Origin of the sequence: Streptomyces sp. NPDC101160, from assembly GCF_044768205.1 — a bacterium.
Lineage (GTDB): Bacteria > Actinomycetota > Actinomycetes > Streptomycetales > Streptomycetaceae > Streptomyces.
Genome location: NZ_JBIWPJ010000001.1, coordinates 683,504 through 699,107 on the forward strand (window position 1 = coordinate 683,504; position 15,604 = coordinate 699,107).

Annotated in this window: 15 protein-coding genes; 8 read left to right on the forward strand and 7 right to left on the reverse strand. The window is 72.7% G+C overall.

What is annotated here, in order from left to right:
• Window positions 1–83: 83 nt before the first annotated feature.
• The gene (locus tag ACIRSU_RS03100; RefSeq protein WP_403788592.1) at window positions 84–776 is read right to left on the reverse strand and encodes an HAD family hydrolase; all 693 of its coding nucleotides are present in this window, start codon (window positions 774–776) and stop codon (window positions 84–86) included.
• Between the two features lie 169 nt (window positions 777–945).
• On the opposite strand from ACIRSU_RS03100, the gene ACIRSU_RS03105 reads away from it, so the two are divergent.
• Complete coding sequence (locus ACIRSU_RS03105) at window positions 946–1,272, forward strand: plasmid stabilization protein (RefSeq protein ID WP_403788594.1); 327 nt, start codon at window positions 946–948, stop codon at window positions 1,270–1,272.
• A 3-nt stretch (window positions 1,273–1,275) separates the two neighbouring features.
• Here ACIRSU_RS03105 and ACIRSU_RS03110 read toward each other — a convergent pair whose 3' ends face one another.
• Window positions 1,276–2,103, reverse strand: a complete 828-nt coding sequence (locus ACIRSU_RS03110; RefSeq protein WP_403788596.1) for a class I SAM-dependent methyltransferase — start codon at window positions 2,101–2,103, stop codon at window positions 1,276–1,278.
• 280 nt (window positions 2,104–2,383) lie between these two features.
• Between ACIRSU_RS03110 and ACIRSU_RS03115 the strand changes: the two genes are divergently transcribed.
• Window positions 2,384–3,418 (forward strand): hypothetical protein, encoded by a 1,035-nt coding sequence (locus tag ACIRSU_RS03115; protein ID WP_403788598.1) that lies wholly within the window; start codon window positions 2,384–2,386, stop codon window positions 3,416–3,418.
• A gap of 27 nt (window positions 3,419–3,445) precedes the next feature.
• Here the strand turns inward: ACIRSU_RS03115 and ACIRSU_RS03120 are convergent, their stop codons facing one another.
• From ACIRSU_RS03120 to ACIRSU_RS03130, 3 genes are all read right to left on the reverse strand, one after another.
• Entirely contained in the window at window positions 3,446–4,633 is a 1,188-nt protein-coding gene (locus tag ACIRSU_RS03120) for a cytochrome P450 (RefSeq protein WP_403788600.1), read from the reverse strand.
• A 240-nt stretch (window positions 4,634–4,873) separates the two neighbouring features.
• A complete protein-coding gene (locus tag ACIRSU_RS03125; protein WP_403788602.1) occupies window positions 4,874–6,535 on the reverse strand; it encodes an ADP-ribosyltransferase domain-containing protein in 1,662 nt (553 codons plus the stop codon).
• Between the two features lie 112 nt (window positions 6,536–6,647).
• The gene (locus ACIRSU_RS03130) at window positions 6,648–7,325 is read right to left on the reverse strand and encodes a macro domain-containing protein (RefSeq protein ID WP_403788604.1); all 678 of its coding nucleotides are present in this window, start codon (window positions 7,323–7,325) and stop codon (window positions 6,648–6,650) included.
• Window positions 7,326–7,469: 144 nt separating this feature from the next.
• On the opposite strand from ACIRSU_RS03130, the gene ACIRSU_RS03135 reads away from it, so the two are divergent.
• On the forward strand, window positions 7,470–8,300 hold the full coding sequence (locus ACIRSU_RS03135) for a glycoside hydrolase domain-containing protein (RefSeq protein ID WP_403788606.1): 831 nt from the start codon (window positions 7,470–7,472) through the stop codon (window positions 8,298–8,300).
• Here ACIRSU_RS03135 and ACIRSU_RS03140 read toward each other — a convergent pair.
• Entirely contained in the window at window positions 8,243–8,770 is a 528-nt protein-coding gene (locus ACIRSU_RS03140) for a hemerythrin domain-containing protein (RefSeq protein WP_403788608.1), read from the reverse strand. The genes ACIRSU_RS03135 and ACIRSU_RS03140 overlap by 58 nt on opposite strands.
• 172 nt (window positions 8,771–8,942) lie before the next feature.
• Between ACIRSU_RS03140 and ACIRSU_RS03145 the strand changes: the two genes are divergently transcribed.
• Window positions 8,943–10,355 carry an RtcB family protein gene (locus tag ACIRSU_RS03145; protein ID WP_403788610.1) on the forward strand — a complete coding sequence of 471 codons (1,413 nt, stop codon included), beginning with the start codon at window positions 8,943–8,945 and terminating at the stop codon, window positions 10,353–10,355.
• Window positions 10,356–10,464: 109 nt separating this feature from the next.
• Here ACIRSU_RS03145 and ACIRSU_RS03150 read toward each other — a convergent pair whose 3' ends face one another.
• Window positions 10,465–10,929, reverse strand: coding sequence for an archease (locus ACIRSU_RS03150; protein WP_403788612.1), 465 nt, complete (start codon window positions 10,927–10,929; stop codon window positions 10,465–10,467).
• 139 nt (window positions 10,930–11,068) lie between these two features.
• Between ACIRSU_RS03150 and ACIRSU_RS03155 the strand changes: the two genes are divergently transcribed.
• The 4 genes from ACIRSU_RS03155 to ACIRSU_RS03170 all read left to right on the forward strand — a co-directional run bounded on the left by ACIRSU_RS03155 (window position 11,069) and on the right by ACIRSU_RS03170 (window position 15,603).
• A complete protein-coding gene (locus ACIRSU_RS03155; RefSeq protein ID WP_403788614.1) occupies window positions 11,069–11,728 on the forward strand; it encodes a 4'-phosphopantetheinyl transferase in 660 nt (219 codons plus the stop codon).
• A gap of 163 nt (window positions 11,729–11,891) precedes the next feature.
• Entirely contained in the window at window positions 11,892–13,943 is a 2,052-nt protein-coding gene (locus tag ACIRSU_RS03160; RefSeq protein ID WP_403788616.1) for a beta-ketoacyl synthase N-terminal-like domain-containing protein, read from the forward strand.
• Window positions 13,940–14,758 carry a thioesterase II family protein gene (locus ACIRSU_RS03165; protein ID WP_403788618.1) on the forward strand — a complete coding sequence of 273 codons (819 nt, stop codon included), beginning with the start codon at window positions 13,940–13,942 and terminating at the stop codon, window positions 14,756–14,758. The genes ACIRSU_RS03160 and ACIRSU_RS03165 overlap by 4 nt, the downstream gene beginning before the upstream one ends.
• Window positions 14,746–15,603 carry a 3-hydroxyacyl-CoA dehydrogenase family protein gene (locus ACIRSU_RS03170; protein ID WP_403788620.1) on the forward strand — a complete coding sequence of 286 codons (858 nt, stop codon included), beginning with the start codon at window positions 14,746–14,748 and terminating at the stop codon, window positions 15,601–15,603. Before ACIRSU_RS03165 ends, ACIRSU_RS03170 begins: the two co-directional genes overlap by 13 nt.
• Window position 15,604: the final 1 nt, after the last annotated feature.

Genomic DNA, 15,604 nt, shown 5'->3' on the forward strand with positions numbered 1-15,604 from the left:
AACGGTGCCGGAGCCGGGCCGGATCAGCGCCCGGGGCGCGTGTGGGCGCGTGCCCACGGTGCCGGCGCCGGGGCCGGAAGGGATCAGCCCGGGGGCCGGGACAGCGGGCTCGCGTCGATCTGCCGGAGCAGCGTGAGCACGTCCTCGCACACCAGGACGGCGCCCGCGTCCTCCAGCTCGCCGCGCGGGACGCCGCCTGTCAGCAGGCCGATGCAGGGCACGCCGGCCCGCCGCGCGGCCTCGACGTCCCACACGGTGTCCCCGATGAAGACGGCGTCCGACGGCTTCGCGTCCGCGGCGCTCAGAGCGGCCTGCACGATGTCCGGGGCGGGCTTGGTGACCTCGGCGTCGCTGCCCGTGGTGGCGGCCTCGATGACGTCGTCGGCATCGAGGCGCTTGCGGGCCGCGGCCACCTCCTCCGCCGCCGCGGAGCTCGCGAGCACGACCCGCCAGCCGCGGGCCGCCGTCGCCCTGAGCAGTGCCGCCGCGCCCTCGAACGGACGCAGGTTCTCCCACCACCCCGCGTACAGCGCTCCGTGCGCGTCGGCGATGGCCTCGTCCTCCTCGCGTCGGCGGTGCGGGCCGAGCACCTCGTCGATGAGCCGGTCGGCGCCCATGCCGACGGCGCGGTGGATCCGGACCATCGGCACGTCGTGGCCGTGCTGACGCAGCGCCTGCCACCAGGTGAGGACGTGCAGGTAGTTGGTGTCGACGAGGGTGCCGTCCAGGTCGAACAGGGCGACGCCCTCGGGTGCTCCTACGTCGTGCGAGGTCATTGCGCCTCCTGTGGATCCGCATCGCGCACTTACCCCGGCGACTGCCCGGCATCGCCCGCGCCATGCGGGCCCGCGCGCGGACCGGATCGGCGGACAGCGCGCATGAACGCCCCCGGGCGGGGCAGCGGCCGGATGTGGAGGGGTCCCGCGTACGACGAGAGGAGCCGTCATGCCCCGTGGATCGAGTGCCAAGCGTGAGCGGCAGTACGAGCACATCAAGGAGAGCGCCCTGGACCGGGGCGAGAGCAAGGAGCGCGCGAAGGAGATCGCCGCCCGCACCGTGAACAAGGAACGCGCCCGGGCCGGCGAATCCAAGCAGGCGAGCAAGAGCTCGACCCAGGACACGTCGTCCTCGCGCCGCGGCGGGCAGCGTTCGCACAGCGGGTCGGAGGGACCGACCTACGACCAGCTGTACGCGGAGGCGCAGCGGCGCAACATCCACGGCCGCTCGAACATGAACAAGGCCGAACTCAAGCGCTCCCTGGGTGGCAGTTGAGGCTCAGGGGCGCATCGCGGTGATCACGTAGTAGTCGAGAAGGCCCTGCTCCCAGGCGTGCAGGAAGTTCCTCGGCCAGGTGCCCGGCTTCCACTGGTCGGACAGCCAGTGGTCCCAGCCGGGCCAGACCGAGGAGCCGATGGACTCGCAGCGCACTCCGGTCAGCCCCGACCGGGTGAGGGCGTCGGTCAGTTCGGTGGGCGGGCGGGCGATGTCCAGACCCTCCGCGAAGGTGTCGAGCAGCTCGGCCAGCCGGGGGGCGGCTGCGGGATCCGGCGCGAAGAAGCTCGTCACGGCGGCCCGGCCGCCGGGACGCAGCACCCGGGCGGCCTCGGCGGCGAAGAGGGAGAGGTCGTCGAAGTGCTGGGCGGCCTCGACGCTGTAGACGCAGTCGAAGTCACCGTCCTCGAACGGCATCCGCTCGGCGGCCCCGCGCACGAAACGCAGCCGCTCGGGGCCGTCCTCCTCCAGCAGGTCCGCGTTGGCCCGGCGGGCCCGCTCCAGCTGCTGCGGGTGGATGTCCATGCCGGTGACCAGGGCCGGCCCGTACTCCGCCAGGGCCAGGGCGCAGCCGACGCCGAGCCCGCAGCCGACCTCCAGAAGCCGGGCGCCGCCGAGCGGTTTCGCGGTGTCCAGCACGCGCCGGTAGAGGTCCTGCTGGCTGCGGACCCTGTCGTCCACGGTGGGCGTGCCGTCGAGGTCCTCGGGCCGCCAGTAGCCGAAGTTGATGAAGCCGCCCGCGAAGACGGGGGCCGAGCTGAGGTCGGCGGGTCCGTACGTCTCCCGTACGGTGGCCCGCATACCGCCGGGCCGGTCGTCGGCTTGGGTCATGGGTGCACCTCCGTACCCAGTGTGGCGACCCGGTGACGGCCTGTCGACGGCGCGCCTCAGCGCGCCGGGCGGTTGCCGGGCGGTTGCCGGGCGAATGCTGGTACGGAATCGGGACGTTGTCGTCACGTCTCAGGGCTGGACCTTGTGGCCGAAAAGTAGCTAAGTATGAGCAGCCTCGTCGTCACGGACCGCTTCCGTGGCAGCGAGATCTGTTCCGACTGCCCGTCATACGACCACAGGGGGATTTCGCGCCATGAGCGACGGTAGAGGTGGGCCTGACGTGCCCCGTCCGGAGAACACCACGGCCCACGGGATCACCCCGGACACCGGCGGCGGCTTCACCGACCCGACCCCGGGCCAGGACAACGGCATCATCGTCCAGGGAGGCCGCACGGCCCACGGCTCCCACGACTCGGCACAGGCGATCGGGCCCAAGCAGGACGACCCCCGCGCCATCGGACCCAAGCAAGACGACCCCCGCGCCATCGGACCCAAGCAAGACGACCCCCGCGCCATCGGACCCAAGCAAGACGACCCCCGGGCGATCGGACCCAAGCAAGACGACCCCCGCGCGATCGGCCCGAAGCAGGACGACCCCCGCGCGCTGGGGCACGGCATCATCGTCCAGGGCGGGCGTACCGAGCACCCGGACAAGAGGGCGCGTCAGAAGCGCGCCAAGACGAAGATGAAGACCATGATGCTGGTCATCGGTGGCGTCATGGTGGTCGCCGTGGGTGGGGCGATCGCGGGCCGGCAGTTGGGGCAGGATCCGGCCACCACGCTGCCGCAGGCGGCGACGCCCACCACTTCCGCCCCGGCCGGCGCGTCCGGCACCGCTGCCCCGTCGGCCTCCTCCGACAGCACAAGCCAGGCGCCCGCGCCCAGCGAGAGCGCTCCGGCGACCGAGACGGACTCGCCCACGGCCGTCGCCTCCACCCCGCCGGCCCGTACCGGAAGCAGCGCCTCGCCGGTTCGTACGACGCGGTCGGCGCAGCCGACGCAGTCGAGCACGCCCGTCCAGGTCGCCGCACCGCAGCTGTCGCTGCGTCCGACCGGCGTCCAGGAGTACTGCGCGAACGGCGAGTGGCCGAACACCCTGGTGGTCCGCAACAGCGGCGGTGGCGACCTGCACTGGTCGGTCGGCCAGCTGCCCGCCGGAGTCACTGTCAGCGCGGGCGAAGGTTCCCTCGCCGCCGACGGCTCACAGGTGATCACGCTGGGCGGCCGGGCCGAGCAGCTGCCCGCGGACGGCCGGTTCACGATCGGTTTCTCCAGCAACGGCGGCAGCGGCCAGGTGACCGTGAACTGCGCCTGACCGGCCGGGCGCGGGAAGCCCCCGGTGTCACACGTCCCAGGTCACCGGGAGGCTCTTCACCCCGTAGATGTCCGCGGTCTCCGGGCGCAGTACGACCTCTTCCGCCGGTACGGCCAGGCGCAGGTTGGGGAAGCGGTCGAGCAGCGCGGCGAACGCGACGCGCATCTCGATGCGGGCGAGCTGCTGGCCCAGGCACAGGTGGACGCCGTGGCCGAAGGCCAGGTGGCCGGCGGGCTTGCGCCGGAGGTCGAGGACGTGGGGGTCCGCGAAGCGCTCGGGGTCGCGGTTGGCGGTGTTGTAGGAGAGGACGACGGTGGTACCGGCCTCGATGTGCTGGCCGCCGACCTCGACGTCTTCGAGCGCCGTCCGCATGAACGTCTTGGCCACGCTCAGATAGCGCAGCAGCTCTTCCACGGCCTGGTCGATGAGGGTGGGATCGGCGCGCAGCGCGGCCAGTTGGTCGGGGTTCTGGAGCAGGGCGAAGGTGCCGAGCGAGAGCATGTTGGCCGTGGTGTCGAAGCCGGCCGCCAGCAGGATCAGGCTGATCCCCTTCAGCTCCTCGTCGCTGAGGTCGGTGTCGGTGAGTTCGCTGAGCACGTCGTCGGTGGGGTTCGCACGCTTGGCGGCGACCAGTTCGGCGAGGTACTCCTGCGTGGCCGTGTAGGCCGCGATCAGCTCCTCGTCGCCGGTCTCCCCGCTCATGAAGGTGTCGATCTGCTCCTGGAAGGAGGCGCGGTCCTCGTACGGGACTCCCAGCAGCTCGCAGATGATGATGGTCGGGATGGGCTTGGCGAACGCGGTGACCAGGTCCGCCGACGGGCCGGCGGCCTCCATGGCGTCGAGGCAGTCGGTGGTGATCTGCTCGATGCGCTCGGTGAGCAGGCGCATCCGTCGTGCGGTGAACCTGCCCACCAGCGGCTTCCGGTAGCGGCTGTGCTGCGGGTCGTCCATGAGGAGGAACTCGCCGGGCGGCGCCGGCGGGACCTCGAAGTCGACCACGTTCAGGAGGTCCTTGCGCGAGCTGAAGCGCGGATCGGCCAGGACCGAGCGCACCAGGTCGTATCCGGTGACGAGCCAGCCGGGCTTGCCGCCCACGTGGGTGAAGGGGCTGACCGGGCCGCGCCGGCGGGCCTCGATCAGCTCGGCCGGCGGGTCGAAGGGGCAGCCGGGCTGACGCGTCGTCGGGGTCGTGACGGTGTGCGGGGATTCACTCATGGCTCTTCCTCAGCTTCTCAACTCGCGACATGACGTGTTTAGTTCAGCTCGAACGCTACGTTGCGTTCAGACTTCGGTCAATTGCAGAAATGGCGTTTCCCCACGTGAACGCCGGTAAATTGATGCAATGACGCTGGAGTCAAACGCAACGTAGCGTTGCAATGAGTGAGAGCGAAGGCAATACCCCGCAGACCGCGCCGACGGCGCAGACCGCGCAGACCGCGCAGACCGCGCAGACGGTCAGGAGACGAGCGGGGCGTCCACCTCGGCCAGCTTCACCGTGCACAGGCCGCCGCGCTCGGTCGTCACGTCCGTCACCTCCAGCTGGGTGCCCGGGGCGAGGATGTACTCCTCCTCGCCGGTGAACGCGGAGAAGCTGCGGATGCCCACCGCGCGCGCCGGGGTCACCTCGAACAGCGTCCGCTTGCCGCGGCTGCCGAGGAAGGAGCGGGCGACGCTCAGCTCGGAGGTGCAGGAGGAGACGCCCCACCACGTGACCGTCCGCCCGACGGGGTACTGGCGGCGCAGGTCGAGGCCCACGCCGCGCCACAGCGGCCGGTGCTGGGTGGGGAGCGCGGAGACGGCGTCGAACAGCAGCCGCAGATACGGCAGGTAGGGCACCACGCGGCTGCGGTCGGCGGAGCGCAGCACGGCGTTGATGTTGCGGTAGAAACCGGACTCGCAGGTGTAGAGGAAGAGCGCGGCGATGGCGTCGGCCGACAGCGCGCCGCCCGGCTGCTCGTCCGCGCGCCGCTTGCCGAACTCGCGCGAGCGGTCGATGTGCCGGCCGAGTCCGGCGAGCACCCGGGTGACCGGGGCGACGGCCTCCTCGAAGGGCATGAGCGGGGTGTCGAAGACGCCGGTGACCGGCGGCAGGACGTGCCCCTCGTCCCGGACGCTGGTGAGCCGCTCCAGATACAGCTGGTGCAGCTCCATCGTCGAGGCGATGAAGGCGCCCATGCGCGCGGCCACGTCGGCGTCCGCACCTCCGCCGCCCGCACCCGTAACCGCACCGGCGCCTGCACCGCCGCCGGCCGCGGGCTGGTTCCAGCCCTTGCTGGGGAGCCAGTCGATCTCGTCGGCGCCGAGGGAAAGCAGCGCCTGGTTCACCGTGCCGAGGTGGTCGCCCTCGCAGAAGAGGTCGCCCTGCGCCGCCGGGTTGGCGTGGTCGATGTGCCGGACCTCCACGCCCGGGTACTTCTTCTCAAGGCGCCGGACGATGGACTTCAGCCCGCGGGCGTGCGCGCCCCACCAGGCGAAGACGACGCCGCGGTCCGCCTCGTCCTCGGCGTCCTGCTTGGCCCGCAGGATCTCCTCCACGATCCGCTCGGCGACCGGGCGCCAGAACGCGGTGTGCTGGTCGGTCCCCATGGCGCCGTCCGCGCTGGCGGTCAGGGAGGCGTTCAGGAGCAGCACGCCCTGGGTGAGCATCGCCTGGAACCACTCGGGCGGCTGGACCGTGTCCCGCTCCTTGAGCAGGGCACGGACCTCGCCGACCGGGGTCTTCTTGGCTATGCCGTACTTCCACATCGCCGCCGCCTTGATCAGGCAGCGGATGCTGACCACCCGGCCGAACTGGCTGTCCTTCCAGTCGCTGAAGGTGTTGTCGAACATGGCGATGCCGGTGGCGCTCTCCGGCCGCGGATAGGGGTTCTGCCCGAAGGCGACGACCTTCCACTTGTGCGGCGGGTTGGGCTTGAGCGCCTGGAAGGTCAGCTCCCGCACCGGCACGACCTGGGGGCTGCGGCCGGGGCCGATGAACTCGGCGGCGTCCGGCCTGGCTTCGAGGACGGGCCTGAGGAGCGGCAGCCAGGGCTCGCCGCCGCCGGTGAACAGTTCGGCGAGGGCGAGCGGGTCGTGCGCGTCGGGCTGCTGCGGAGGCGTGGCGGTGGCGTCGCTCATCGAGGAGGGGCTCCCGGTCGTCGTACCTGAAGGCTGGGGTGAAGGGTGCGGTGAGGGGTGGGGCGAGGAGTGGGTGGCGGCGCCGGTCGGCGCGGCCGCGGAGTGGCCGGGATCAGCGGCGAAAGGAATGCCCTTTCGGCGGCATGATCCGGACCCGCTGCTCGGGCGGCGCCTGGTCGACGCCGGCGAGCTGGGTGGTGATGGTGGCGCGCAGCTCGTCGTCGTCCTCGAACCAGTGGTCGTGGAAGAGCGTGTAGCCGGTCCACATCAGGTTGGCGCAGACACGGGCCGGCACCCGGCCGGTCCGGGCGCCCATGCCGACGAGCGCCACCGAGCGGATGCTGCCCGGCGCCCGCCGGTTCTGCCGGTGCACCGCCTGGAAGGCGGCCGCGCAGGCCATGGCCACGTTCAGCGTCTCGCTGACGTTCTGCGAAGAGGCCACCATCGTCGGCGTCGATATCAGGAAGCGCGGGACGGTCGCTCCCGACGGCACGCACACCGCGCTGCCCACCGGCATGCTGCCGGCGAACCGGTCCCGGATCGCCCGCCGCACCCGCAGCTGGATGCCCGCCCCGAGATGCCGCTTGATGGCGGCGTCCACCCCGCCGTCCATCCGCCCCGCCGCGTTCGTCGGCGTGACCCACGCGTCCACGTCCTCGTCGAGGATGGACCCGCGCCGGATCTCGATGCCCGGAGTGTCGGCGAACGCCGCCCGCCAGGCCTCCACCACGCCCGCGCTGACGTCCGTCAGAACCACCCTCAGCCCGGTGCCCACACAGTCCTCTGCCATCACATTCCCCCTTGTCAGGAACCGCTTCTCCAACACCTCCGACGCTAACGGGCACCACTGACAACGGCCCGGTCCCGGCTCCCCGGACCGCGTCCGTTACAGTGCGGTCGGCTCCGATGGACGGAGCATGTGAATGGGGTGGACATGGCCGGCCATCGGTTGTCGAAGAAGCGTCGCTACATCGCCGTGGCGACCGGAGGCGCCATCGCCGTCGTGGGCGCCGTGGTCGCGGCGCAGACCTCGATGGCGGCCACGACGTGGCCCGCGCAGCGGACGTTCACCGGCCGGGCCTTCGACACCTGCGCGGCGCCTTCCCTGGCGGCGATGAAGGCGTGGAAGAGCAACGGCTTCTACGGCGGCGCCGCGGTCTACATCGGCGGCAGGAACCGCGGCTGTGCCCAGCCGAACCTCACCGCCTCCTGGGTGAAGTCGGTCGACGCGATGGGCTGGAAGCTCATCCCCCTCTACGTCGGCGCGCAGCCGCCGTGCCAGACCAGCGCCAACCCCGAGAAGCTCACGGCCTCCACGGCGGCGTCGCTGGGCGCGGCGGACGCCAACGACGCGGTGGCGAAGGCGTCGGCGCTCGGCGTGAAGCCCGGCAGCCCCGTCTTCCTGGACATGGAGCCGTACGACATCACCAACAAGGCGTGCAACGACGCCGTGCTGACGTACGTGCGGTCCTTCACCAGGACGCTGCGCGCCAAGACGTACCGCGGCGGCTTCTACGGCTTCACCAGCTCCAGCGCGAAGGCCGTCGCCACCGCGACCGACCGCACCGACCTGCCGGGCAACCTCTGGTACGCGCTGTGGGACAAGCAGAACACCACCACGGCCGACTGGCCGTGGGGCGCCACCCAGTACACCGGCCACAGCCGCGGCCACCAGTACCTGGTCAACAGCAAGGAGTCGCGCGGCGGTTACACGATCACGGTCGACCAGGACGCCTGGGACGGGCCGGTCGCGATCGTCGGCTGAACCGCGTCGAGGGCCGCGCCGATCGCGCGCTCCTCGTAGCGGAAGTGGGACTCCATGATGGCCGCGAGTCCGTCGAGCTCGCGGCCGATCGCTGCCAGGTCCGGTTCGGGCGAGGCGGCCGCCGTGTCGGCCAGGTCGGTCACGCGGGTCAGGATCGAGGCGATCAGGCCGTGGTCCTCGACGAGCTTGGCGATCGTCGGGGCGAGGTCGGGGCGCTCGCGGAGGAGCTGCGGGAAGACGCCGTCGTCCTCGCCGCGATGGTGCGCGGTCAGTGCGGCGCAGAAGGCCAGGCAGTGGGTGACGAGGGTGCCGTCGCGCGGGCCGCGCCGGCCCAGCCGTGCCCTGGTGTCGCCGATCCGGCGGCGGAGGTCTTCGTGTGCCTGGTGGAGCTGCCTGCTGAGGGCGGCGACGCGGTCGTCGCCACGGGGAGCACGGGGAGCAGCGGGAGTATCGGGAGAATGGGGAGCCACGAGTGGCGGTCCCTTCGGTTCCGCACCTCCATGCCTGACGCTGTCCGTCACCGGCACGCGATGCTGGGTCTCATCCGACCACGTGCGACGGCGCAAGGGCAAGAGGAGCTCCCGCCCGCTCCCGGCCGGTCCGTCCCGGACGTGGGAGAGTGGGAAGGGTGGGGAGGTCGCCATGGACCTGATCGAGGAACGTCCCTTCCGCTACCGCATCGATCCGCACGAGGGCATGCGGGTGCCCGGAGTGGTGTTCGCGTCCCGGGAGCTGCTCGCGGACGCCGAACGGTCGCTTGACCAGGTGGTGCGGGTGGCCACACTGCCGGGGATCGTGGCCGCCTCGTACGCGATGCCGGACATCCACTGGGGGTACGGCTTCCCGATCGGCGGGGTCGCCGCCACCGACGTGGCGGACGGCGGGGTGGTGTCGCCGGGCGGCGTCGGCTTCGACATCTCGTGCGGGGTGCGGCTGCTCGCCGCCGACTGCGACGAGGCGGCGCTCAGGCCCGTGCTTCTCGATGTGATGGACGGCCTGGACCGGGCGATCCCGCGGGGCGCCGGGCCCGGTGGGGTGTGGCGGCTGGACGGGGACCGGGAGCTGGAGCGGCTGCTGCGGGGCGGGTCGCGGTTCGCCGTGGAGCGGGGGCACGGGGAGGAGCGGGACCTGCTGCGCTGCGAGGACGGCGGGGCGGTCGCCGACGCGGATGTGACGCAGGTCGGTGAGCGGGCGCGGCAGCGCGGGCTCGGGCAGGTCGGGAGCCTCGGCTCCGCGAACCACTTCCTGGAGCTGCAGCGGGTCGAGACGGTGTACGACGAGCCGGCGGCGGCCGCGTTCGGGATCAGCGCGGGCCAGGTGTGCGTGATGATCCACTGCGGGTCGCGCGGGCTCGGGCACCAGATCTGCACGGACCACGTCAAGCTGATGGACCGGGCGATGGCGCGGTACGGGATCACGGTGCCGGACCGGCAGCTGGCCTGCACGCCGGTGGAGTCGCCGGAGGGGCGGGCGTACCTCGGCGCGATGGCGGCGGCCGCCAACTACGGCCGGGCCAACCGGCAGTTGCTGTCGGACGCGACGCGTGGCGTGTTCCGGCGGGCGGCCGGCGTACGGCTCTCGCTGGTGTACGACGTGTCCCACAACCTGGCGAAGATCGAGCACCACACGGTGGACGGCGCCCGGCGGCAACTGTGCGTGCACCGCAAGGGCGCGACCCGCGCCTTTCCGCCCGGGCATCCCGAACTACCGGGGGACATCCGGGAGTTCGGGCAGCCGGTGCTGATCCCCGGAACGCTCGGCACGGCCTCGTACGTCCTGGCCGGGGTGGCGGACGGGAGCGCGTTCCACTCCACCTGCCACGGCGCCGGCCGCACCATGAGCCGGCATCAGGCCGCGCGCACGATCACCGGCGGTGAGCTGCGGGCGAGGCTGCGCCGGGCCGGGATCGCCGCACGTCCGAAGTCCTGGCGGGGCCTGACGGAGGAGACGCCGGAGGCGTACAAGGACGTGGACGCGGTGGTGGCGGCGAGCGAGGGCGCGGGGCTCTGCCGCAGGGTGGCGCGGATGGTGCCGCTCGGGGTGGTCAAGGGGTGACGCACCGCGCATCGGGGGCCGGGGCTACCGAGCACCCGGCCGGCTACCGCGCATCCGACCGCGCCGCGGGGCCTGTCCGACCCTGATCCGCACGGCGGTCGCCGAGCGGTCACACGTCCACGATCGCCGTGCAGGACCAGCCGTACGGGTCCGGCCCGATGTGCAGGCCCTGCCAGGAGATGCCCTTCGGTACGGCCCCGATGATCTCGACCTGGTCCAGCTCCGCGACCGCCGAGCGCACGTCCAGGCCGCCGTCGTCCTCCTCGGCGGTCTCGACCTCCACGTCCACCGGGATCCGGCCGGTCACTTCGAGCCGGAAGACGAACTCGTCGAGCAGTCCGACGAGCAGGTCCTCGTCGCTGCCCGGCGCGAGCCGCACCCGCTCCACGGCGGTGGGCCGCACGCCCGACACCTCGGCGAAGCACTCGATCATGCCGAGCACGGCCTCCGCGAGGCACGCCTCGCGGGTGGGTCCCCAGGCCTGTACCTGGGCGTCGGCGGTGTGCGGCACCGAACGGTGGCCGCTGCCGCCGTGCCGTCGGGCCCGCAGTTCGTCGTCGAGGTCGCCGACCATGCTCCCAGTCTCCCACCGGCGCCCGGAGCCGGCACCGGGCCGGACCCCGGCCGCTCGGGCGTGACCCCAGGTGACCTCGGGTGACCCGGAGCGGGGCCGCCGGGCGTACCTTGACCCCCATGATCCAGGTGAGTTTTCTGTGAGGGCGCTGCTGCCGCCGGGAGTGGTGGTCGTCGAGTCGCACGGGGACGTTCCCGGCGCGCGGCCGTTCCCGGGCGAGGAAGAGGCGCTGGTGCGGGCGGTCGAGCAGCGGCGGCGGGAGTACGTGACCGTGCGGCACTGCGCGCGGCAGGCGCTCGCCGAGCTCGGGCTGCCGCCGGTGGCGATCCTGAGCGGTGAGCACCGGGAGCCACTGTGGCCTACCGGGGTGCTCGGCAGCATCACGCACTGCGACGGATACCGGGCCGCCGCGCTCGCGCGCGAGGGTGCCGTCGCCTCGCTGGGCATCGACGCGGAGCCCCACGCGCCGCTGCCGGAGGGCGTGTTCGGCGCGATAGCGCGGCCCGAGGAGCAGAGCGAGCGGGAGCGGTGGGCGGACGAGCGGCCCGGGGTCTGCTGGGACCGGGTGCTGTTCAGCGCGAAGGAGTCGGTCTACAAGGCGTGGTTCCCGCTCGCCCGGCGCTGGTTGGGCTTCGAGGACGCCACCGTACGGTTCGCGCCGGAGGACGGGACGTTCGCCGTCGAGCTGCACCGGACGGGTCCGGAGGTCGACGGGGTGCCGCTCACGGCGATGCGGGGCCGGTGGGCCGTACGGAACGGGCTGATCCTCACCTCCGTGGTGGTCCCCGCGGCCGGCTGATCCGGCCCCGCTACGACACACCGAGCGGCGATTTCCAGCCAGGTGGTCACGGGGCCCCGCCTGCGCCCCGGGGCTCGCCAGGTGAACCCTTGTGGCCCGACTGCGGGTTGCATAGGATCCACGCGTCGATCACGGAACGGAAACGGGGGGCGCCGTGATTGCGGTGGACAGGCGTATCGCCATCATAGGTTTGACCTGCAGGTTTCCCAATGCGGACGGCCCAGAGGCGTTCTGGCGGAATCTGCTCGACGGCAAGGATTCGATCACTCGGGTCAGCGGTCCGGACGGCGTCGCCGCCCGGGGACTGCTCGACGATCCCGAGTGGTTCGACGCGGGATACTTCGGCATTTCGCCACGCGAGGCCCGGATCGTCAATCCGCAGGCCCGGCTGTTCCTGGAGTGCGCGCTCGCCGCGCTCGAGGACGCCGGGCAGGATCCGCAGCGGGTGACCGGAGCGGTCGGCGTGTACGGCGGCGGCGGCGAGAACGCGTACGCGCAGCTGCTCAGGGCGAACCGCGCCGAGCTGCCGTCGGTCTCCGACTGGGAGATACGGGTCGCCAACGGGCCCGACTTCCTCTGCAACAGGGTCGCCCACCGGCTCGGGCTGACCGGCCCGACGGTGGCCGTGCAGGCCGCGTGCGCCACCTCGCTGGTCGCCGTGCACCTCGCGGTCCAGGGGCTGTTGAACGGGGACTGCGACCTGGCCCTGGCCGGCGGCGTCACCGTGCGGCTGCCGTCCGGGGTGGGCGGGCCCGACGAGGTGGGGATCCAGGCGCCGGACGGCGTGCTGCGCGCCTTCGACGCCGCCGCGAGCGGCCTGGTCGGCGGCGACGGAGTCGGCGTCGTGGTGCTGAAACGATTCGCTGACGCGGTGGCCGACGGCGACCGCGTCGACGCGGTGATCCTCGGTTCGGCGGTCAACAACGACGGCGCCGACCGCATGGGCTTCACCGCCCCGGGCGTCGCCGGACAGGCCGCGGTCATCGAACGGGCCCAGCGGGTGGCGGGCGTGACGCCGGAGTCCTGCACCTATGTGGAGACCCACGGCACCGGCACCCGGCTCGGCGACCCGGTCGAGATCGCCGCGCTCACCAAGGCGTTCCGCCGGGAGCAACCCGAGCGATCCGAGCACCCCCGGCGACCCGGCGACACCGATCGACCCGGCTACTGCGGGATCGGCTCGGTGAAGACCAACATCGGGCACACGGACGCGGCCGCGGGTGTGGCCGGTCTGATCAAGACCGTCCTGGCGCTCAAGCACGGCGTCATCCCGCCCAGCCTGCACTTCACCGAGGCCAATCCGGAGATCGACTTCGCGACGAGCCCGTTCCGGGTGGTCACCCGGGCGGAGGAGTGGCGGCCGGAGGGCATGCCACGCCGTGCCGGGGTGAGCTCCTTCAGCGTGGGCGGGACGAACGCCCACGTGGTCCTCGAACAGCCCCCGGCGGAAGCGGAGCCGGACGGGGCACCGAGCGCGAGCGGCCCGTACGTGCTGCCGCTGTCGGCGAAGACGCCGACGGCCCTGGACGCCGTCACCGAACGGCTCGCGGAGCGGCTGCGCGCCGAGCCGGGGATGCCGCTCGCCGATGTGGCGTGGACGCTGCAGACCGGCCGCCGGGAGCTCCCGTACCGGCGGATCGCGATCGTGAGCGACACCGCGGACGCCGTGCGCGTGCTGGCCGGCGAGGAGCCGGAGCGGCTCGTCACCGCGCCCGGGGCGGTCTGGCCGTCGGCCGGGGAGCCGCAGGAGTCGGGAGACGATCCCGCCGCCGTGGGCCGACGCTGGCTGACCGGTGCCGCCGTCGACTGGGCGGCGCTGCACGGCGGCCGGCGGCCGCGCAGGGTCGCCCTGCCCACGTACCCCTTCGAGCGGCGGCTGTTCACGGTGGGGCGGAACGACCAGCCGGCCCCGGCACCGACACCGCCCGCGCCCGTGGCCGCCGTCGCTGCGCCGGTCGCCGCCCCGCCGGACGGCACGGCCACGTACGAGCTGGTCGCGAAGCTCTTCGCCGAGATCCTCGACCTGCCCGAGGTCGAGCCCGACGAGAGCTTCTTCGACCTCGGCGGCGACTCGCTCATCGCGACCCGCCTCGTGGCGAGGGTCCGTGAGACGTACCCGGTGGAGCTCGCGCCCAAGGAGCTGATCACGGCGCCCACGGCCGAGGAGTTCGCCGCGCTGATCGACGCGCGGCTCGACCGGGACCGTACGCCGTGACGCGGTGGACCGTCCGCCGGCACCGCCGGCCGGACGCCGGCACCGTCCTCTACTGCTTCCCGCACGCGGGCGGGCTGCCGGGCGAGTACGTCCGCTGGTCCGACGAGCTGCCCGGGACCGAGGTCCGGGGCGTGCACCTGCCCGGCCGGACCACGCGCCGGGCGGAGCCGCCGTACACCCGGATGGACGCCCTGGTGGACGCCCTGGTGTCGGCCGTCGACTTCGAGGATCCCGACGGCACCGGAGCGGGCGGGCGGCCGTTCGTGTTCTTCGGCCACAGCCTGGGCGCCCTGGTCGCCTTCGAGGTCGCGCGTGAACTGCGGGCCCGTGGGCGGGCGTTGCCGCGGCGGCTGATCGTCTCCTCCTGCCCCGCTCCCCCGCTGCCACCGGTCGCGCGGCCGGTGCACGGCCTGTCGGACGACGAGCTGCTCGACGCGATCGAGCGGGGCACCGGCGAGCCCATGGCCCATCTGCGGGAGGACGCCGACCTGCGGGAGCACGCGCTCGCGAGCTTCCGGGCCGACTACGCGCTCCTGGAGCGGTACGCCCCGGTGGCGGCCGAGCCGCTGGACCGCCCGATCACCGTCCTCGCCGGCAGCGAGGAGCCCTGGTCGTCCTGGCACGACGGCTGGGCGGCGCACACCAGCGCCGCGACCGAGCTGCGGGTCGCGGCCGGGGGCCACTTCTACTTCCGCGGAGGACAGGGGCGGGACGATCTCCTGCGCGCCCTCCGCGACCGCGTACCGACACGGTCCGGACCGACACCGTCCGTACCGACAGCGACGACGAGGGGAGACCGCGGGTGGACCGCATAGGCGTGGTGGGCGCCGGAACGATGGGGCGCGGGGTGGCCGAGCTGTTCGCGGAGCACGGGCACGAGGTCGTGCTCGTGGACGTGACGGAGGCCGCCCTGGTGTCCGCGCGGGACGAGATCGCGCGGAACGTACGGTTCGCTCCGCTGGTCCGTCCGGGGACTCCGGTACGGGATCCGCAGGAGGTGACCGGGCGGATCGACTTCGCCCTGGACCTCAAGCGGCTGGGGGACGTGGACTTCCTGGTCGAGAACGTCACCGAGGACTGGGACGTCAAGCGCCCGCTGTACGCGGAGCTCGACGCCGTCTGCCGGCCCGGGGTGCCCTTCGGCGTCAACACCTCGGCGATCCCGATCACGCGGGTCGCCGGGCTGACCGGCCGGCCGGAGCACGTGATCGGCATGCACTTCATGAACCCGGCGCACCTCAAGCCCACTGTCGAGCTGATCCGCGGCCACCACACCTCGGAGGAGACGATCGCCCGTACCCGGGCACTGCTCGACGGGGTCGGCAAGGGGCATGTGCTCGTCCAGGACTCCTCCGGCTTCGTGACGAACCGCGTCGCGATGCTCACCGTCAACGAGGCGGCCTTCCTCCTCCACGAGGGGGTCTCCACGGCGGCGGACGTCGACCGCCTGTTCAAGGAGTGCTTCGGGCACGCGATGGGTCCGCTGGAGACCGCGGACCTCATCGGCCTCGACACCGTCCTGCTGTCCCTGAAGGTGCTGTACGACAACTTCGGCGACCCCAAGTACCGGCCCTGCCCGCTGCTCACCCGACTGGTGGACGCGGGTCTCCTCGGGCGCAAGACCGGACAGGGCTTCCATTCCTACGAGTCGGGAGAGTGAC

Coding starts and splice junctions, on each gene's coding strand:
- ACIRSU_RS03100 (WP_403788592.1), bottom strand. CDS start 776: ATGACCTCGCACGACGTAGGAGCACCCGAGGGCGTCGCCCTGTTCGAC.
- ACIRSU_RS03120 (WP_403788600.1), bottom strand. CDS start 4,633: ATGAGTGAATCCCCGCACACCGTCACGACCCCGACGACGCGTCAGCCC.
- ACIRSU_RS03130 (WP_403788604.1), bottom strand. CDS start 7,325: ATGGCAGAGGACTGTGTGGGCACCGGGCTGAGGGTGGTTCTGACGGAC.
- ACIRSU_RS03145 (WP_403788610.1), top strand. CDS start 8,943: ATGGACCTGATCGAGGAACGTCCCTTCCGCTACCGCATCGATCCGCAC.
- ACIRSU_RS03125 (WP_403788602.1), bottom strand. CDS start 6,535: ATGAGCGACGCCACCGCCACGCCTCCGCAGCAGCCCGACGCGCACGAC.
- ACIRSU_RS03135 (WP_403788606.1), top strand. CDS start 7,470: ATGGCCGGCCATCGGTTGTCGAAGAAGCGTCGCTACATCGCCGTGGCG.
- ACIRSU_RS03105 (WP_403788594.1), top strand. CDS start 946: ATGCCCCGTGGATCGAGTGCCAAGCGTGAGCGGCAGTACGAGCACATC.
- ACIRSU_RS03150 (WP_403788612.1), bottom strand. CDS start 10,929: ATGGTCGGCGACCTCGACGACGAACTGCGGGCCCGACGGCACGGCGGC.
- ACIRSU_RS03110 (WP_403788596.1), bottom strand. CDS start 2,103: ATGACCCAAGCCGACGACCGGCCCGGCGGTATGCGGGCCACCGTACGG.